Below are 18780 nucleotides of genomic sequence, written 5' to 3'. Positions count from 1 at the left end.
GTTATAATTAAAACATATTTTTTACATTTACTTTTTGTCATCGGCTGTCCTTAGTTAATGACTGAAAGCCAAATGACAATAACAAAAGTCTCCCGGGCTGGGGAGACTTTTTAGTCAGTTCGGGAAAGCAGATCACGAAATCGTTATTGATTTCGTGATAATAACCTTGTTGCTCAGGAAGAGGCGTTCGTTTCCTCAATTTTACAGGCATTGCAGGGCAAATTTTTGCCAATGAAAAAGCGATAAATGGCTGCGCCGCCGCATGCGCCAATCACCGGCGCAATAATCGGCACAATAAAGTAAGGAATATCCCGCCCGCCGGTCATCGCAATATCCCCCCAGCCAGCCATCCAGGTGAACAGCTTAGGGCCAAAATCACGGGCTGGATTCATCGCAAAGCCAGTCAGCGGCCCGGTGGACGCGCCGATAACGGCAACCAGGATCCCAATAAGCAGCGGCGCCAACGGCCCTTTTGGCACACCGTTGCCGTCGTCCGTCAACGCCATAATCAGTCCCATCAGAATCGAGGTGATAACCACTTCGACGCCAGCCGCCTGCCACACGTTCAGCGCAGCCGCCGGATAAGTACTGAAAATACTGGCCAGGTACAGACTGTCGACGCTACCGCGCACCATGTTGTGGGCGGTTTCATACTCGGTGAACAAACTGCCATACAGCAGATAGGCCAATACTGCGCCGCCAAACGCCCCTGCCACTTGGGCAACGGTGTAAGGCAACACTTTGCGCCCCGGAAAACAGGCAAAAAGCCAGAGCGCGACGGTAATCGCCGGGTTGAGATGCGCCCCGGAGATCCCCGCTGTCAGGTACACCGCCAGGGAAATACCCAGACCCCAAATGATGCAAATTTCCCAGAGACCGAGGCTGGCGCCAGCGACTTTCAGAGCGCTAAGACAGCCGATGCCAAAAAACAGAAACAGCCCGGTGCCCAAAAACTCGGCAATACATTGCGCTTTCAGTGAATCATTCATTGTGACACCTTCTTAGAAGCGTTCGTGTCTGACCAGCGGACCCTTGCTGGCCGTAGAGTACAACGACACTTACTATAAAAACGGCTGGCTGAAAATTGTTGGCAAACTGAACCTGCCGGGGCTCTGAAAAATCGTGTTGAGATAACAAATTTTTGCCATTGCATTATTCACAAACAGGCATTAACCACGCAGTCAGGCATTTAAACCGCAAACTTAAAGATAATAAAAATTCGTTATTTGCAGGTTTCCTTTTTTCTATAAAGGTCACACTTCCCTTTCCCGCCCATAACAAAATAAATTATTTATGTCACGCCTGAAAATGTAAAAATGGAATCACAAAAACCAATTTTTACTATTCATAAAAATATCAACACCCTTTAAAAACAGTCACATAAAACAATTCACACCAAATTAATCACATTCAGCGCCAACTATTTTTCCACGCATACTGTCAAGTCAGCCATTCTTTTTCTTCGCTTCTTTTTATAGTCATGAATATCGGGACAACCCACGCGAGGTCTTTATGCAACAAGAAGCATTAGGAATGGTAGAAACCAAAGGCTTGACTGCCGCCATAGAGGCCGCAGACGCCATGGTGAAATCGGCCAATGTCATGCTGGTCGGCTACGAAAAAATTGGCTCAGGCCTGGTAACCGTCATCGTTCGCGGTGACGTCGGCGCCGTAAAAGCGGCGACCGATGCCGGTGCTGCCGCGGCAGGCAACGTGGGAGAAGTGAAAGCCGTACACGTGATTCCGCGCCCGCATACCGATGTTGAAAAAATCTTACCGAAGGGAATTAACCCATGAGCAGCAATGAACTGGTTGAACAGATCATGGCACAGGTAATCGCCCGTGTGGCGACGCCTGCGCAAACGGGTACCCCTGATACACCCCATCCAAAACGAGAGACGGCTATGGCAGAGAAAAGCTGCAGTTTAACGGAATTTGTAGGCACCGCGATTGGCGACACCGTCGGTCTGGTTATCGCTAACGTCGACAGCGCTCTACTTGAAGCAATGAAGCTTGAAAAGCGCTATCGCTCCATCGGCATTCTGGGGGCGCGTACCGGCGCGGGTCCGCACATTATGGCGGCAGACGAAGCGGTAAAAGCCACCAACACCGAAGTGGTCAGCATTGAACTGCCGCGCGACACCAAAGGCGGCGCCGGTCACGGTTCGCTGATCATTTTGGGCGGGAATGACGTTTCTGACGTCAAGCGGGGGATCGAAGTCGCATTAAAAGAACTCGACCGCACTTTTGGCGATGTCTATGGCAACGAGGCCGGGCACATCGAGCTTCAGTATACCGCCCGCGCCAGCTATGCGCTGGAAAAAGCCTTCGGCGCTCCTGTTGGCCGCGCCTGCGGCGTGATTGTCGGCGCGCCGGCATCGGTCGGCGTACTGATGGCGGATACCGCCCTGAAATCCGCCAATGTCGACGTTGTCGCGTACAGCTCGCCAGCGCATGGCACCAGCTTCAGTAACGAAGCGATTCTGGTGATTTCCGGCGACTCCGGCGCGGTGCGTCAGGCGGTTATCTCCGCGCGTGAAATCGGCAAAACCGTGCTGGCGACACTCGGTAGCGAACCGAAAAACGATCGCCCGTCCTATATCTGATATCCGTGAGGCTCATTCATGAGATCGAAAAGATTTGAAGCACTGGCGAAACGCCCTGTTAACCAGGACGGGTTCGTTAAGGAGTGGATCGAAGAAGGCTTCATTGCGATGGAAAGCCCGAACGATCCGAAACCCTCGATTAAAATCGTTAACGGCGCAGTAACCGAACTGGATGGCAAATCCGTCAGCGAGTTTGACCTGATCGACCACTTCATTGCCCGCTACGGCATTAACCTGGCGCGCGCGGAAGAGGTGATGGCGATGGACTCCGTCAAGCTCGCCAATATGCTGTGCGATCCAAACGTGAAGCGCAGCGATATTGTGCCGCTCACCACCGCAATGACCCCAGCGAAAATTGTCGAAGTGGTCTCCCACATGAACGTGGTTGAGATGATGATGGCAATGCAGAAAATGCGCGCCCGTCGCACGCCGTCTCAGCAGGCCCACGTCACCAACGTTAAAGATAACCCGGTACAGATCGCCGCTGACGCCGCCGAAGGGGCATGGCGCGGTTTTGACGAACAGGAAACCACCGTTGCCGTCGCGCGCTATGCGCCGTTCAACGCTATCGCTCTGCTCGTAGGTTCGCAGGTGGGGCGTCCTGGGGTTCTCACCCAGTGTTCACTGGAAGAAGCCACAGAGTTAAAGCTCGGTATGCTGGGCCACACCTGCTACGCCGAAACCATCTCTGTTTATGGTACCGAACCGGTATTTACCGACGGTGACGATACGCCGTGGTCGAAAGGGTTTCTCGCTTCCTCTTATGCCTCTCGCGGACTGAAAATGCGCTTCACCTCCGGTTCCGGCTCAGAAGTGCAGATGGGCTACGCGGAAGGGAAATCCATGCTTTATCTCGAAGCGCGCTGCATTTACATCACCAAAGCGGCTGGCGTTCAGGGACTGCAAAACGGTTCGGTGAGCTGCATCGGCGTTCCGTCCGCCGTTCCTTCCGGGATCCGTGCGGTACTGGCTGAAAACCTGATCTGTTCGTCACTGGATCTGGAATGCGCCTCCAGTAATGACCAGACCTTTACCCACTCCGATATGCGCCGGACCGCCCGCCTGCTGATGCAGTTTCTGCCGGGAACGGACTTTATCTCGTCCGGTTATTCCGCGGTGCCGAACTACGACAACATGTTTGCCGGCTCCAACGAAGACGCAGAGGACTTCGATGACTACAACGTTATTCAACGTGACCTGAAGGTCGACGGCGGTCTGCGTCCGGTCCGCGAAGAAGACGTTATCGCCATTCGTAACAAAGCGGCGCGCGCGCTGCAGGCAGTATTCGCCGGGATGGGCCTGCCGCCGATCACCGATGAAGAAGTGGAAGCCGCCACCTACGCGCACGGCTCGAAGGATATGCCGGAACGTAACATCGTTGAAGACATTAAGTTCGCTCAGGAGATCATCAATAAGAACCGAAATGGTCTGGAAGTCGTGAAAGCGCTGGCTCAGGGCGGCTTTACCGACGTGGCGCAGGACATGCTTAACATCCAGAAAGCGAAGTTAACCGGGGACTATCTGCACACCTCCGCCATCATCGTCGGCGACGGACAAGTGCTCTCTGCGGTCAATGACGTCAACGATTATGCCGGTCCGGCAACAGGTTATCGCCTGCAGGGCGAACGCTGGGAAGAGATTAAAAACATCCCTGGCGCACTTGATCCCAACGAGCTTGGCTAAGGGGTGAACAATGGAAATCAATGAAAAACTGCTGCGCCAGATTATCGAAGACGTGCTGTCTGAAATGCAGACCAGCGATAAGCCGGTCTCCTTTCGCGCGCCGGGTAGCGCTGCCGCTTCTGCCGCTCCAACAGGAGACAGCTTTCTGACCGAAATCGGCGAGGCGAAACAGGGCACGCAACAGGACGAAGTGGTCATTGCGGTCGGTCCGGCGTTCGGTCTCTCTCAGACAGTCAACATTGTTGGCTTGCCGCATAAGAGCATCCTGCGCGAAGTGATTGCCGGCATTGAAGAAGAAGGCATCAAAGCGCGCGTGATTCGCTGCTTTAAATCCTCCGACGTGGCGTTTGTCGCGGTCGAAGGCAACAGACTGAGCGGCTCCGGTATCTCTATCGGCATTCAGTCGAAAGGCACCACCGTGATCCACCAGCAGGGGTTGCCGCCGCTTTCTAACCTGGAGCTGTTCCCGCAGGCGCCGCTGTTGACGCTGGCGACCTACCGGCAGATCGGTAAAAACGCCGCGCGCTATGCCAAGCGTGAATCGCCGCAACCGGTGCCGACGCTGAACGACCAGATGGCGCGTCCGAAGTATCAGGCGAAGTCGGCCATTCTGCATATTAAAGAGACGAAGTACGTCGTAACAGGCAAAAACCCGCAGGAACTGCGCGTGGCGCTTTAATAAGGATCCCTTTATGAATACCGATGCAATTGAATCGATGGTTCGGGACGTGTTGAGCCGCATGAACAGCCTGCAGGGCGACGCGCCTGCCCCGGCGGCGGCGGTAAGCCATTCAACTCAGACCGTTAAAGTGACCGATTACCCGCTGGCGAACAAACATCCGGAATGGGTGAAAACGGCCACCAATAAAACGCTGGATGATTTCACCCTGGAAAACGTCCTCAGCAATAAAGTCACCGCCCAGGATATGCGTATCACACCGGAAACGCTGCGTATTCAGGCCGCTATCGCCCGGGATGCCGGACGCGACCGCCTGGCGATGAACTTTGAACGCGCTGCCGAACTGACCGCCGTACCTGACGATCGCATTCTTGAGATTTACAACGCACTGCGTCCTTACCGCTCAACGAAAGATGAGCTGATGGCCATCGCGGACGATCTCGAAAACCGCTATCAGGCGAAGATCTGCGCCGCCTTTGTGCGCGAGGCCGCGACGCTGTACGTCGAGCGTAAAAAACTGAAAGGCGACGATTAACGTTAAGGAAACGCGATGCGATATATAGCTGGCATTGATATCGGCAACTCATCAACAGAAGTCGCTCTGGCGACCCTCGATGATACTGGCACGCTGACCATTACCGGCAGTGCGCTGGCGGAAACCACCGGAATAAAAGGCACATTACGTAATGTGTTTGGCATTCAGGAGGCGCTTACGCTTGCGGCCAAAAACGCCGGCATCACTGTCAGCGATATTTCGCTCATTCGCATAAACGAAGCCACGCCGGTGATTGGCGATGTGGCGATGGAAACCATTACGGAAACCATCATCACCGAGTCCACTATGATCGGTCATAACCCCAAGACGCCAGGCGGCGTTGGTCTGGGGGTGGGTATGACTATCACGCCGGAAGAGCTTCTGACACGCGCGGCAGATGCACCTTACATTCTGGTGGTATCGTCGGCATTCGACTTCGCCGATGTCGCCACCATGATCAACGCCGCTGTTCGCGCGGGCTATCAGTTAACCGGCGTCATTTTACAGCAGGATGATGGCGTACTGGTCAGTAACCGACTGGAAAAACCGCTGCCTATCGTTGACGAAGTGCTGTACATCGACCGAATTCCACTCGGCATGCTGGCGGCTATCGAAGTCGCCGTACCGGGCAAAGTCATCGAAACCCTGTCTAACCCGTACGGCATTGCCACCGTCTTCAACCTGAACGCGGACGAAACTAAAAACATTGTACCGATGGCGCGCGCCCTGATTGGCAACCGCTCCGCCGTCGTCGTTAAAACCCCCTCGGGAGACGTGAAGGCACGCGCCATTCCCGCCGGGAATATTGAGCTGCATTCGCAAGGCCGTACAGTGCGCGTTGACGTCGCCGCAGGGGCTGACGCCATTATGAAAGCGGTTGGCGACTGCCCGAAACTGGATAACGTCACCGGTGAAGCTGGCACCAATATTGGCGGTATGCTTGAACACGTTCGCCAGACCATGGCGGAACTGACCAACAAACCCAGCAACGAAATTTTCATTCAGGATTTGCTCGCCGTCGACACCTCCGTGCCGGTTAGCGTCACGGGCGGACTGGCCGGCGAGTTTTCGCTGGAACAGGCCGTTGGCATTGCCTCTATGGTGAAATCCGACCGTCTGCAAATGGCGATGATCGCCCGGGAGATCAAAGGAAAGCTAAACGTTGACGTTCAGGTTGGCGGCGCAGAAGCCGAAGCCGCCATTCTTGGCGCGTTAACCACGCCAGGCACCACTCGTCCGCTGGCCATTCTCGATTTAGGCGCGGGATCTACCGACGCTTCGATCATTAATCCGAAAGGGGAAATTATCGCCACCCACCTCGCCGGCGCAGGCGATATGGTGACGATGATCATTGCCAGAGAGCTTGGACTCGAAGACCGTTACCTGGCGGAAGAGATCAAAAAATATCCGCTGGCGAAAGTGGAAAGCCTGTTCCATCTGCGTCACGAAGATGGCAGCGTCCAGTTCTTCCCTTCCCCGCTCCCTCCAGCCGTGTTTGCCCGCGTTTGCGTTGTCAAACCCGACGAACTGGTGCCGCTGCCGGGTGAACTGGCCCTGGAAAAAGTGCGTGCGATTCGCCGCAGCGCTAAAGAGCGTGTTTTTGTCACCAACGCCCTTCGTGCGCTGCGTCAGGTCAGCCCTACCGGCAACATTCGCGATATTCCATTTGTGGTGCTGGTGGGCGGATCGTCTCTGGACTTCGAGGTACCGCAACTGGTAACTGATGCGCTGGCGCATTACCGGTTAGTCGCCGGGCGCGGCAACATTCGCGGAACTGAAGGTCCGCGAAATGCCGTCGCCACGGGCCTGATCCTTTCCTGGCATAAGGAGTTCGCCCGTGGACAGTAACATCAGCACGCCAGCCATTGTGATCGCCCCCATCGGCGACTGTCTTACCGTCTGGCAAGAGGTGCTGCTCGGTATTGAAGAAGAAGGCATTCCGTTTGTCATTCAGCCCCAGAGTGTCGGAGACGTCGTCCACAGCGCCTGGCAGGCGGCATGCCTGTCGCCACTGCTCGTCGGCATCGCCTGCGACCGGGAAAAACTGGTGGTGCATTACAAGAATTTACCCACTTCAGCGCCGCTGTTTACGCTGACGTATCGCCAAAACAGCCTTGACCGGCGAAGTACTGGAAACAACGCGGCAAGGTTAGTCAAAGGGATCCCCTTCCGGGATCTCAATGCTTAATCCACAGGAGAATCGCAGTATGAATAACGCATTAGGGCTGGTTGAAACAAAAGGGTTGGTCGGCGCCATTGAAGCCGCAGATGCGATGGTGAAATCCGCCAACGTACAACTGGTCGGCTACGAGAAAATCGGCTCCGGCCTCGTGACTGTCATGGTGCGCGGCGACGTTGGCGCGGTTAAAGCGGCGGTTGACGCAGGCAGCGCAGCAGCAAGCGCCGTCGGCGAGGTCAAATCCTGCCACGTTATCCCGCGTCCGCACAGCGACGTTGAGGCCATTTTACCGAAGTCTGCCTAAGCACTGCCGAAAAGGAGCACAGCGTGAAGCAATCACTGGGATTACTTGAAGTTAGTGGTCTGGCATTAGCCATCAGTTGCGCGGATGTCATGGCGAAAGCCGCTTCCATCACGCTGGTTGGCCTTGAGAAAACCAACGGTTCAGGCTGGACGGTGATCAAAATCACCGGTGATGTGGCCTCGGTTCAGTCCGCCATTATCACCGGTGCCAGCTTTGCCGAACAGCGCGATGGTCTGGTGGCGCACAAAGTTATCGCCAGACCTGGCGAGGGCATTCTTGCCCGTGCGACGGTAGCCGCACCTGCCCCCGCGCCAGCGATCATCGAGGAACCCGAAACTGACGTTGTTGCAGAAGAGTCTGCACCGGTAACCGCATCTGACGACGGAATCATCAGTTGCAATTTGTGCCTCGACCCGGCCTGTCCGCGTCAGAAAGGCGAACCCCGGTCGCTCTGCCTGCATTCAGGTAAACGAGGTTAAGCGTAATGGATAAACACCTTCTGGAGACGACGGTCAGCAAAGTGCTGGATGAGATGCGGGAGCGCCCAATTCCGTTGGGCGTGTCTAATCGTCATATTCATCTGAGCGCCGAAGACTATGCCCGTCTTTTTCCGGGACAGCCGATAAGCGAGAAGAAAGCGCTGCTGCAACCGGGGCAGTACGCCGCTGAACAGACCGTCACGCTGGTGGGTCCTAAAGGTCAGATTAAGAATGTGCGTCTACTGGGACCACTTCGCCGCACCAGTCAGGTTGAAATATCGCGAACAGACGCAAGAACGCTGGGGATCGCCGCACCACTGCGGATGTCCGGAAACCTCAACGGCACTCCGGGTATCCGCCTTGTGAGCCCCTTCGCCGAGATTGAGCTCGCTGCCGGCGTTATTGTCGCCCAGCGTCATATTCACATGTCGCCGCTGGATGCGCTGATCCTGCGCGTCGCACATGGCGACAACGTCTGCGTGGCGATCGAAGGCAGTGAGCGTCGGCTCATTTTCGATAACGTCGCGATTCGCGTGTCGCCCGATATGCGTCTGGAAATGCATATCGATACCGACGAAGCCAACGCCGCCGGGGCCGACAGCCCCAACGCGTACGCCACGCTGGTTACGCCGCGATGAACGGCGAGCTGTTGCAGCGAATCGTCGAGGAGGTGGTCACCCGCCTGCAGCGTCGTGCCGAAAGCACGCTGACGTTGAGCGTCGCGCAACTGCGGGAAACGCCTTCCCGAACGCTGTTTTCCCGGTATTCCTCTCTGCATGTTTTGCAGGTCGACCTGCCCCTGCTGGAGAAGATTGCCGAAAACGACGCAACGGATAGCGCAGCCGTCATCCTTCACGACGCGCTGGCGTTTGGTCTGCAGGTGCGACTCTCGCTACGCCGGGCGCTATTGCCTGCCCTGCCGGTGAAAAAACTCGCCCGATTACCGCTGACGTTCTGTGACGAGCAAGGTGTGCGCATCGTGCTGCATCCGACCCGGCTGGTCAGCTATGCCGATGTCGTCCGCTTCTCCGGTGGCGTATTCGTGCTGTGTCGAAAATGTGTTGTCACCGCGCTGGCTCGCGATGCCGCGAGCTCTCGCAACATCCAATTCATTAAGCAGGAGTGAACCATGCATCTGGCACGCGTAACAGGCGCGGTGGTATCCACGCAAAAATCGCCTTCTCTGGTCGGGAAAAAACTTCTGCTGGTGCGCCGGGTAAGCGCCGACGGCGAACTGCCTGCGAATCCAACGGCGGGAGATGAAGTTGCCGTTGACTCCGTTGGCGCAGGGGTTGGCGAACTGGTGCTGCTGAGCAGCGGTTCCAGCGCCAGACATGTTTTTTCCGGCCCGAACGAGGCCATTGACCTCGCCGTCGTCGGCATTGTCGACACGCTTTCGCGTTAAGGAGACGGCATGGCGATTTATACCCGTACTGGCGACGCAGGCACTACCGCGCTGTTTACCGGGCAACGTGTCAGTAAAACACACCCGCGCGTGGAGGCATACGGCACCTTAGACGAGCTTAACGCCGCGCTCAGCCTGTGCATTTGCGCCAGCCAGAGCGTACAGCACCGCGCCCTGCTGGAGGCAATCCAGCAACAAATATTCTGGTTCAGCGCGGAGCTGGCAAGCGAAAGTGATGAACCGCCTGCGCAGCAGCGCTACATCAGCACGGAAGAAATCGCCGCGCTGGAAGCCGCCATCGACACCGCGATGGGACGTGTCGCGCCGCTGCGCAGTTTTATTTTGCCCGGCCGTTGCGAAGCCGCCAGCCGACTTCACTTCGCGCGCACGCTGGCGCGCCGGGCGGAACGTCGTCTGGTTGAGCTTTCCGCAGCATTCACCGTCAGGCACGTGCTGATGCGCTACATCAATCGCCTGTCGGATTGTTTATACGCGCTGGCCCGCGCCGAAGATCACGACGCGCATCAGACAAAAATTATCCAGGAGGTGACGAAGCGCTATCTGGCGTCGGCTCAGCCGCCTGCCCAAAAGGAACATGTTATGTCGCTTTCGTTTGGCGATCTTCATCAGTTAACCCGCGCCGCCGTGGCGCGGGCAGAAGAAATCAACGTCCCGGTGGTGATTAGCATAGTCGATGCCAACGGGACCGAAACCGTGACGTGGCGGATGCCGGATGCATTGCTGGTGAGCAATGAACTGGCGCCGAAAAAGGCCTGGACAGCGGTCGCGATGAAAAGCGCAACGCACGCGCTTGCCGCCGCAGTCCAGCCCGGCGCGCCGCTTTACGGACTGGAAACGCATATGCAGGGAAAAGTGGTCACCTTTGGCGGCGGTTTTCCGCTATGGCGTGACGGAAAACTTATTGGGGGTCTTGGGATCAGCGGAGGCAGCGTTGAACAGGACATGGACATTGCACAGGCTGCAATTGCGGCAATTAACGTGAGAACACATCAATGAATACTTCTGAACTGGAAACCCTCATCCGGACCATTCTGACTGAACAACTGACGCCTGCGAAAACCGACATAAAGGGCAACGGTATTTTTCAGTCCGTGGGTGAAGCCATCGACGCCGCCCACCAGGCCTTTTTACGTTATCAGCAGTCTCCGCTGAAAACGCGCAGCGCCATTATTAGCGCGATACGGGAAGAGCTTACGCCGCATCTTGCGGACCTGGCGGCAGAAAGCGCCGCAGAGACGGGGATGGGTAATAAAGAAGATAAATTCCTTAAAAACAAAGCGGCGCTGGAAAATACGCCGGGGATTGAAGATCTCACCACCACCGCGCTCACTGGCGACGGCGGCATGGTGCTGTTCGAATACTCGCCATTTGGCGTGATCGGTTCCGTCGCCCCAAGCACGAATCCAACCGAAACTATTATCAACAACAGCATCAGTATGCTGGCGGCGGGCAACAGCGTCTACTTCAGCCCACATCCCGGCGCAAAAACCGTATCGTTGAAGCTGATCGCCATGATTGAAGAGATCGTGTTTCGCAGCTGCGGTATTCGCAACCTGGTGGTTACCGTTGCCGAACCGACCTTTGAAGCCACTCAGCAAATGATGGCGCACCCTAAGATCGCCGTCCTGGCGATCACCGGCGGTCCTGGCATTGTGGCAATGGGCATGAAGAGCGGGAAAAAAGTCATCGGCGCCGGTGCGGGCAACCCGCCGTGCATCGTGGATGAAACCGCGGATATTGTTAAAGCCGCGGAAGATATCATCAACGGCGCCTCGTTTGACTACAACCTTCCCTGCATTGCCGAGAAAAGCCTGATCGTGGTTGAGTCGGTCGCTGAACAGCTTATTCAGCAGATGCAGAGTTTTGGCGCGCTGCTGCTCAGTCCGTCAGAGATCGAAAAACTGCGCGCTGTCTGCCTGCCGGAAGGCGTTGCCAATAAAAAACTGGTCGGCAAGAGCCCGTCGGCGATGCTGGAAGCCGCCGGTATCGCCGTTCCGGCTAAAGCGCCGCGACTGCTGACAGGCGTCGTTAGCGCGGATGACAGTTGGGTCACCTGCGAACAATTGATGCCGATGCTGCCGATCGTAAAGGTTAAGGATTTTGACGCCGCATTATCGCTGGCTCTGAAAGTGGAAGAAGGACTGCACCACACCGCCATTATGCACTCGCAAAACGTGTCGCGACTGAATCTCGCCGCGCGGACGCTGCAGACCTCCATTTTCGTGAAAAATGGCCCGTCCTACGCGGGGATTGGCGTCGGTGGCGAAGGGTTCACCACCTTCACGATTGCCACGCCAACCGGCGAAGGCACGACTTCGGCGCGCACCTTCGCTCGTTCTCGTCGGTGCGTACTCACCAATGGCTTCTCAATCCGCTAATGAGGTGGTGATGAAAACCTTTTCGCTGCAAACGCGTTTATACAGCGGGCCGGGAAGCCTGAAGGTGCTCGGTCGATTTACCCATAAGCACATCTGGATTATCTGTGACGGTTTTCTGGCGCGTTCGCCGCTGATTGAAGCTCTGCGCGACGCGATACCGGCGAACAACCGTATTAGCGTGTTCAGTGAGATCACCCCCGATCCCACCATCGCCACCGTGGCGCAGGGCATCGCCCATATGCAGTCGTTGCGTCCAGACATTGTGATTGGTTTCGGCGGCGGCTCGGCGCTGGATGCCGCCAAGGCCATTGTCTGGTTCAGCCGTCAGTTCGACATCGAAATAGAAACCTGCGTGGCGATCCCGACCACCAGCGGCACCGGTTCGGAAGTGACCAGCGCCTGCGTGATCGGCGATCCGGACAAGGGCATTAAGTATCCGCTGTTTGACAATGCGCTCTATCCGGATATGGCGATCCTCGACCCGGTACTGGTGGTCAGCGTACCGCCAGCAATTACCGCCAATACCGGCATGGATGTCCTGACCCACGCGCTGGAAGCCTATGTTTCAACGCGTGCCAGCGACTTCACCGATGCGCTGGCCGAAAAAGCGGCGCAGAGCGTTTTCCGGTATCTGCCGGTCGCGGTGCGTAAAGGGGACTGCCTTGCCACGCGCGGCAAAATGCATAACGCCTCAACGCTTGCCGGCATGGCCTTTAGCCAGGCGGGACTGGGCCTTAACCACGCCATCGCACATCAGTTTGGCGGGCAGTTCCACCTGCCGCATGGATTAGCGAATGCGCTCCTGCTTACCGCGGTCATCCGGTTTAACGCCCACGATCCGCGGGCGGCGAAACGCTACGCGCGCTTTGCCAGAGCCTGCCATCTCTGTCCGGACAGCGCCAATGACGCCGCCTGCATCAATGCGCTGGCGCAGCACATTGAGCAGTTAAAAAAAGCGTGCGCGATCCCTTCTCTCGCCGATGCGCTGAAAGAAGAGAAACAGAACTGGGCCCGGCGGATCCCGGCAATGGTGCAGGCCGCGCTGGCAGACGTCACGCTGAAAACAAACCCGAAAGCAGCCGATGCCCGCGCCATTCAGGCACTGCTTGAGGAGATGCTATGAACACCGCGCAGATGGCCGACATGAATGAAGTGGATGCGCATACTGTTCGCGAACGCGTGCGCGCAGCGGGAATCGTTGGCGCAGGCGGCGCGGGCTTTCCAACGCACGTTAAGCTTCAGGCGCAGGTAGAAATTTTCCTGGTGAACGCCGCGGAATGCGAACCGATGCTGAAAGTTGACCAGCAGTTAATGGCGCAGCAGGCGGCTCGTCTGGTGCGCGGGGTGCAGTACGCGATGAAAGCGACGGGCGCGCGGGAAGGAATTATCGCCCTGAAAGAGAAGTACCAGCCTGCTATTGCGGCTCTACGCCCGCTTTTACCTCCGGCGATGCGTTTACACATATTGCCGGACGTTTATCCGGCAGGGGATGAGGTGCTGACCATCTGGATGGCGACGGGTCGACGCGTACCTCCGGCGGCGCTGCCCGTCAGCGTCGGGGTGGTGGTTAATAACGTTCAGACCGTGTTGAATATTGCCCGTGCGGTAGAACAGCAGTACCCGGTGACGCGCCGCACGCTCACCGTTAACGGCGCAGTGGCCCATCCGCAAACGCTGACCGTCCCCATCGGCATGTCGCTGCGCGACGTGCTGGCGCTGGCGGGCGGCGCCACAATTGACGACCCGGGTTTTATTAATGGCGGGCCGATGATGGGCGGCCTGCTGACCTCGCTGGACACGCCGGTAACCAAAACTACTGGCGGCCTGCTGGTTTTGCCGAAAACCCATCCGCTGATTCAGCGTCGTATGCAGGACGAGCGCACCGTCTTGTCGGTAGCGAGAACCGTGTGCGAACAGTGTCGCTTATGCACCGATCTCTGTCCGAGACACCTCATTGGTCATGAACTGTCTCCACATCTGCTGGTGCGCGCCGTGAATTTTCACCAGGCGGCGACGCCGCAGTTACTGCTCAGCGCCCTGACCTGCTCGGAATGTAATGTCTGCGAAAGCGTGGCCTGTCCGGTTGGTATTTCACCGATGCGCATTAACCGGATGCTCAAGCGCGAACTGCGCGCGCAAAACCAGCGGTATGAAGGTCCGCTTAATCCGGCGGATGAAATGGCGAAGTATCGCCTGGTGCCGGTGAAACGCCTCATCGCCAAACTCGGGCTGACGTCCTGGTATCGGGAAGCGCCGCTACGTGAAGACGAACCGGTCACAGAAAAAACCACGCTTTTGCTGCGTCAGCATATCGGCGCCAGCGCGGTGCCTTGCGTGCAAAAAGGCGAACGCGTAACGCGCGGCCAGTGCGTTGCCGATGTTCCGCAAGGCGCGCCAGGCGCCCGCATTCACGCCAGTATGGACGGTATTGTCTCTGAAATCACAGAGCAGGCCATCATCGTTGTAAGAGGTTAACCATGTCTCAGGCCATAGGTATTTTAGAACTCACCAGCATTGCCAAAGGAATGGAAACCGGCGACGCAATGCTGAAAAGCGCCAGCGTGGATCTGCTGGTCAGCAAAACGATTTGTCCGGGTAAATTTCTGCTGATGCTCGGTGGCGATGTCGGAGCGGTACAGCAGGCTATCGAAACCGGGACATCGCTCGCAGGCGAAATGCTGGTAGACAGCCTGGTGTTGCCAAACATTCATGCCAGCGTGCTGCCTGCCATTAGCGGCCTCAACAGCGTCGATCGCCGTCAGGCTGTCGGCATTGTCGAAACCTGGAGCGTCGCGGCCTGCATCAGCGCCGCCGACCGCGCGGTGAAAGCCTCAAACGTGACGCTGGTTCGCGTCCATATGGCGTTCGGCATCGGCGGTAAATGTTACATGGTGGTGGCGGGCGACGTTTCTGATGTGAACAACGCGGTGACGGTAGCCAGCGAAAGCGCGGGGGAAAAAGGACTGCTGGTTTACCGCTCGGTTATCCCGCGGCCGCATGAAGCCATGTGGCGTCAGATGGTGGAGGGATGATGGAAAGACAGCCGACCACAGAACGCATGATCCAGGAGTACGTGCCGGGTAAACAGGTCACGCTGGCGCATTTGATTGCAAACCCTGGTAAAGATCTGTTCAAAAAGCTGGGATTACAGGATGGCGTTTCCGCCATCGGCATTCTCACGATAACACCCAGCGAAGCATCCATTATCGCCTGCGATATCGCCACCAAATCCGGGGCGGTGGAGATTGGTTTTCTTGACCGCTTTACCGGGGCAGTCGTGATAACCGGCGACGTTTCAGCGGTTGAATATGCGCTGAAACAGGTGACGCGCACCCTCGGCGAACTGATGCGCTTCACGGCCTGCCCGATCACCCGGACCTGACGTTATGAAACGCATGATGTTAATCGGCCCGAGTCAGTGCGGGAAAACATCCCTCACCCAGGCGTTACGAGGGGAAGCGCTTCAGTACCAGAAAACCCAGGCTATTGTCTGGTCCGCAGAGACCATCGACACGCCCGGGGAATACCTGGAAAACCGCTGTCTGTACAGCGCACTGCTGGCCAGCGCCTGCGAGGCTGACGTCATCGCCCTGGTGCTGAACAGCGATGCGGGATGGTCACCCTTCTCGCCCGGATTTACCGGACCGATGAACCGCCCGGTGATCGGCATTCTTACTAAAGCCGATTTAGCTAACCCGCAGCGCATCACCCGCGTCACGCAGTGGCTGACGCTGGCGGGCGCGCAAGCGGTATTTGTCACCAGTGCCGTAAACAACAGCGGACTTGATGAACTGTTTGCCTTTCTGAATCAAAAGGAACTTTCATGTCTCACAAAATAATGGCGATTAACGCGGGAAGTTCGTCGCTCAAATTCCAGTTGCTGGATATGCCGCAGGGCGACCTGTTGTGTCAGGGATTAATTGAACGCATCGGTATGCCCGATGCCCGGATCACGCTGAAGGCGAAAGAGCAAAAATGGCAGCAGACTGCGCCGGTGGCCGACCACCGCGACGCGGTGACCCTGTTACTGGAAATGTTAATCAGCCACGCCGTGATCCGCAGCATTGAGGATATCGATGGCGTAGGCCATCGCGTGGCGCACGGCGGTGAAGCCTTTAAAGACGCCGTGCGGATCACGGATGATTCCATCGCGGAAATTGAACGACTGGCTGAACTGGCGCCGCTGCACAATCCGGTCAATGTGCTGGGTATTAATGTGTTTCGCCAGTTGCTACCGAACGTACCTGCGGTAGCCGTTTTTGATACCGCCTTTCATCAAACGCTGGACGAATCCGCTTATATTTATCCGCTTCCGTGGCGCTACTATGAAGAGTTTGGTATCCGCCGCTACGGCTTTCACGGGACCAGCCACAAGTATGTCAGCGCCGCGCTGGCTGAGAAACTCGGCGTGCCGCTCAGCGCCCTGCGGGTGGTGTGTTGTCATCTTGGCAACGGCAGCAGCCTCTGCGCCATCAAAGGCGGTAAGTCGGTCAATACGTCGATGGGCTTTACCCCGCAGTCCGGTGTGATGATGGGAACCCGCAGCGGCGATATTGATCCGTCCATTTTGCCCTGGATAGCCCAGCGGGAAGGCAAAACGCCGCAGCAGCTTAACCAGTTGCTGAATAATGAATCCGGTCTGCTTGGCGTTTCCGGCGTATCCCACGATTACCGCGACGTTGAGCAAGCCGCCGACAGCGGAAATCAACGGGCGGCACTGGCGCTCACGTTATTCGCCGAACGTATTCGTGCGACCATCGGCAGCTATATTATGCAGATGGGCGGTCTGGATGCGCTGGTGTTTACCGGCGGTATTGGCGAAAACTCGGCGCGCGCCCGGGCGGCGATTTGTCACAACCTTCACTTCCTCGGTCTGAATATTGATGAGGAGAAAAACCAGCGCAACGCCACATTCATTCAGGCTGAAAATGCGCTGGTAAAGGTCGCGGTCATCAATACCAACGAAGAGTTGATGATAGCGCAGGACGTCATGCGGATTGCCCTCGCCGAAACGTCCACGCTGGCGGTTTCCGCCTGAGGCGCGCCGCGCACATTGCGGTAAATCATGGTAATAGCGCAATCGCCATGACACTATGCGCCGGGGATGACAGAGCAGAAAGGTGAAAATGTGGCTGTTGCGCAATGCCCCGCTTCGTGCGGAGAACTCATTCAGGGCTGGATTATGGGCAGCGAGAAACTAGTCTCCTGCCCTGTTGACTGGTACAGCACCGTTGAAATCAGCGCCGGTTCGCCGCTGGCGGATGAGCGCCCTCTGTCACGGGCCATGGTGAATACCCTGCTTGCGCACTGGCAATACCCGGACGAACTCAGTCAGGACATTCGCATTGATATTCATTCCACGATCCCCATCGCCAAGGGGATGGCAAGCAGTACAGCAGACATCGCCGCCACTGCCGTAGCGACTGCGCGCTATCTGGGGCGCGCACTGGACGAGACCACCCTTGCGCAGCTTTGCGTGTCGCTGGAACCCACCGACAGTACCGTTTTTCACCAGTTAACCCTGTTTGATCATAACGATGCGTCAGTGCGCATCGGTTGTGAATGCCAACCGGAACTGGACCTCCTTGTACTGGAAAGCCCGCAGACGCTGCGCACGGCGGATTATCACCGTATCCCACGTCAGGCGGGGCTGGACGCTGGCGCGCCAGCGTTGAAAAGAGCCTGGGAGAAGGTTCAGCAAGCCTGTGTGGAGCAAAATCCGTACCGGATGGGCGAAGCGGCAACGTTGAGCGCCATCGCCAGCCAGGCGCTGCTGCCGAAGCCCGACTTTGACGCGCTATTGTCGCTCATGGAAGAGTGTGATTTGTATGGCGTGAACGTCGCACACAGCGGCAGCGTAGTCGGGTTGATGCTCGACAGGCATAAACATGACGTCGAATACGTGACGTGGCTGCTGAAGAAAAAGAGATTAGCTGAACACTGGCCGGAACAGCATTTGCTACGGATGGTGCGCGGTGGCGTGACATGTCAGTGAGGACCAGACGATCCTCACTGCGTCAAGACGTTACTCTGCTTTCGCTTCGCCGTTTTTGAGTTCGCCCATCGCTTTCAGCTTTTTAGAAATATCGCGGCGCTCTTTAGAGATTTCAGCATTTTTGATGATGTAGTCATCAACGCGATCTTCATAGTCGCTTTTCATGCTGGCGATGATGCCCTGAATGGCTTCAACGCTCATACCTGGCTTGATGTAGTCGCTCAGGTTGTCCAACAGCAGAACGCGTTTCTGGTTGTCACGGATCTTTTTCTCAACGTCCTGGATTTCACGTTGCAGTTTATTTTTGCGACGGAACAGACGGACAAATTCCAGCACGTCCTGGAAAGATGGCTTGGTAGTTTCCATTTTTACACCCCTGATAATGTGAGATTCGGATTCGTTTAAACTATAGGGCTTACATTACTTTTCGTAGCCATAAATGACAATGGCGACGTCCTTGTTTTCATCATACCCTTATTCGTTGCTGAATCGAAGCAGCACCCGGTTCATTCTCCT

23 protein-coding genes are annotated in these 18780 nt (G+C 56.6%); 21 read left to right on the top strand and 2 right to left on the bottom strand.

Features of this window, described 5'->3' with window-relative positions:
- Positions 1–173 precede the first annotated feature (173 nt).
- The gene (gene pduF / locus HVX72_RS08320; protein WP_060570649.1) at positions 174–989 is read right to left on the bottom strand and encodes a propanediol diffusion facilitator PduF; all 816 of its coding nucleotides are present in this window, start codon (positions 987–989) and stop codon (positions 174–176) included.
- 523 nt (positions 990–1512) lie between these two features.
- Between pduF and pduA the strand changes: the two genes are divergently transcribed.
- The 21 genes from pduA to HVX72_RS08215 all read left to right on the top strand — a co-directional run bounded on the left by pduA (position 1513) and on the right by HVX72_RS08215 (position 18264).
- Positions 1513–1797 carry a propanediol utilization microcompartment protein PduA gene (pduA, locus tag HVX72_RS08315; protein WP_042284159.1) on the top strand — a complete coding sequence of 95 codons (285 nt, stop codon included), beginning with the start codon at positions 1513–1515 and terminating at the stop codon, positions 1795–1797.
- Positions 1794–2606, top strand: coding sequence for a propanediol utilization microcompartment protein PduB (pduB, locus tag HVX72_RS08310; protein WP_042284162.1), 813 nt, complete (start codon positions 1794–1796; stop codon positions 2604–2606). The genes pduA and pduB overlap by 4 nt, the downstream gene beginning before the upstream one ends.
- An 18-nt stretch (positions 2607–2624) precedes the next feature.
- Positions 2625–4289, top strand: coding sequence for a propanediol dehydratase large subunit PduC (gene pduC / locus HVX72_RS08305; protein ID WP_181822979.1), 1665 nt, complete (start codon positions 2625–2627; stop codon positions 4287–4289).
- A gap of 10 nt (positions 4290–4299) precedes the next feature.
- Complete coding sequence (gene pduD / locus HVX72_RS08300) at positions 4300–4968, top strand: propanediol dehydratase medium subunit PduD (protein WP_042284166.1); 669 nt, start codon at positions 4300–4302, stop codon at positions 4966–4968.
- A 13-nt stretch (positions 4969–4981) separates the two neighbouring features.
- Positions 4982–5503 carry a propanediol dehydratase small subunit PduE gene (gene pduE, locus HVX72_RS08295; protein WP_181822978.1) on the top strand — a complete coding sequence of 174 codons (522 nt, stop codon included), beginning with the start codon at positions 4982–4984 and terminating at the stop codon, positions 5501–5503.
- A gap of 15 nt (positions 5504–5518) precedes the next feature.
- Positions 5519–7351, top strand: a complete 1833-nt coding sequence (locus tag HVX72_RS08290; RefSeq protein ID WP_181822977.1) for a diol dehydratase reactivase subunit alpha — start codon at positions 5519–5521, stop codon at positions 7349–7351.
- The gene (locus HVX72_RS08285; RefSeq protein ID WP_181822976.1) at positions 7341–7691 is read left to right on the top strand and encodes a glycerol dehydratase reactivase beta/small subunit family protein; all 351 of its coding nucleotides are present in this window, start codon (positions 7341–7343) and stop codon (positions 7689–7691) included. The genes HVX72_RS08290 and HVX72_RS08285 overlap by 11 nt, the downstream gene beginning before the upstream one ends.
- A gap of 19 nt (positions 7692–7710) precedes the next feature.
- Entirely contained in the window at positions 7711–7986 is a 276-nt protein-coding gene (gene pduJ, locus HVX72_RS08280) for a propanediol utilization microcompartment protein PduJ (protein ID WP_004853788.1), read from the top strand.
- A gap of 23 nt (positions 7987–8009) precedes the next feature.
- The gene (locus HVX72_RS08275; protein WP_060570653.1) at positions 8010–8465 is read left to right on the top strand and encodes a BMC domain-containing protein; all 456 of its coding nucleotides are present in this window, start codon (positions 8010–8012) and stop codon (positions 8463–8465) included.
- Between the two features lie 5 nt (positions 8466–8470).
- Positions 8471–9103, top strand: coding sequence for a phosphate propanoyltransferase (locus tag HVX72_RS08270; RefSeq protein WP_181822975.1), 633 nt, complete (start codon positions 8471–8473; stop codon positions 9101–9103).
- Positions 9100–9591: a microcompartment protein PduM gene (gene pduM, locus HVX72_RS08265; RefSeq protein ID WP_181822974.1), complete on the top strand. Its 492-nt coding sequence runs from the start codon at positions 9100–9102 to the stop codon at positions 9589–9591. Before HVX72_RS08270 ends, pduM begins: the two co-directional genes overlap by 4 nt.
- A gap of 3 nt (positions 9592–9594) precedes the next feature.
- Positions 9595–9870: a propanediol utilization microcompartment protein PduN gene (pduN, locus tag HVX72_RS08260; protein ID WP_012906340.1), complete on the top strand. Its 276-nt coding sequence runs from the start codon at positions 9595–9597 to the stop codon at positions 9868–9870.
- 9 nt (positions 9871–9879) lie between these two features.
- Positions 9880–10887, top strand: coding sequence for a two-domain cob(I)yrinic acid a,c-diamide adenosyltransferase PduO (gene pduO, locus HVX72_RS08255; RefSeq protein ID WP_181822973.1), 1008 nt, complete (start codon positions 9880–9882; stop codon positions 10885–10887).
- Positions 10884–12269, top strand: a complete 1386-nt coding sequence (pduP, locus tag HVX72_RS08250) for a CoA-acylating propionaldehyde dehydrogenase PduP (RefSeq protein ID WP_181822972.1) — start codon at positions 10884–10886, stop codon at positions 12267–12269. Before pduO ends, pduP begins: the two co-directional genes overlap by 4 nt.
- Positions 12270–12279: 10 nt before the next feature.
- Complete coding sequence (locus tag HVX72_RS08245) at positions 12280–13392, top strand: 1-propanol dehydrogenase PduQ (protein WP_181822971.1); 1113 nt, start codon at positions 12280–12282, stop codon at positions 13390–13392.
- On the top strand, positions 13389–14744 hold the full coding sequence (locus HVX72_RS08240) for a 4Fe-4S dicluster domain-containing protein (protein ID WP_181822970.1): 1356 nt from the start codon (positions 13389–13391) through the stop codon (positions 14742–14744). The genes HVX72_RS08245 and HVX72_RS08240 overlap by 4 nt, the downstream gene beginning before the upstream one ends.
- 2 nt (positions 14745–14746) lie before the next feature.
- The gene (gene pduT, locus HVX72_RS08235) at positions 14747–15301 is read left to right on the top strand and encodes a propanediol utilization microcompartment protein PduT (protein ID WP_042284204.1); all 555 of its coding nucleotides are present in this window, start codon (positions 14747–14749) and stop codon (positions 15299–15301) included.
- Entirely contained in the window at positions 15301–15651 is a 351-nt protein-coding gene (gene pduU, locus HVX72_RS08230) for a propanediol utilization microcompartment protein PduU (RefSeq protein WP_042284206.1), read from the top strand. The genes pduT and pduU overlap by 1 nt, the downstream gene beginning before the upstream one ends.
- 4 nt (positions 15652–15655) lie before the next feature.
- Positions 15656–16108: a propanediol utilization protein PduV gene (gene pduV, locus HVX72_RS08225; protein WP_181822969.1), complete on the top strand. Its 453-nt coding sequence runs from the start codon at positions 15656–15658 to the stop codon at positions 16106–16108.
- Positions 16093–17307 carry an acetate/propionate family kinase gene (locus tag HVX72_RS08220; protein ID WP_042284211.1) on the top strand — a complete coding sequence of 405 codons (1215 nt, stop codon included), beginning with the start codon at positions 16093–16095 and terminating at the stop codon, positions 17305–17307. The genes pduV and HVX72_RS08220 overlap by 16 nt, the downstream gene beginning before the upstream one ends.
- Positions 17308–17397: 90 nt before the next feature.
- Entirely contained in the window at positions 17398–18264 is an 867-nt protein-coding gene (locus HVX72_RS08215) for an L-threonine kinase (protein WP_181822968.1), read from the top strand.
- Positions 18265–18294: 30 nt separating this feature from the next.
- Here HVX72_RS08215 and HVX72_RS08210 read toward each other — a convergent pair whose 3' ends face one another.
- Positions 18295–18630: a DUF496 family protein gene (locus HVX72_RS08210; protein ID WP_032939582.1), complete on the bottom strand. Its 336-nt coding sequence runs from the start codon at positions 18628–18630 to the stop codon at positions 18295–18297.
- Between the last annotated feature and the right edge of the window lie 150 nt (positions 18631–18780).

The organism is Citrobacter sp. RHB21-C05, assembly GCF_013889015.1.
GTDB classification, from domain to species: Bacteria; Pseudomonadota; Gammaproteobacteria; order Enterobacterales; family Enterobacteriaceae; genus Citrobacter_A; species Citrobacter_A sedlakii.
Note: the sequence above shows the minus strand (reverse complement) of the source record. Positions and strands in the feature narration are given on the sequence as shown.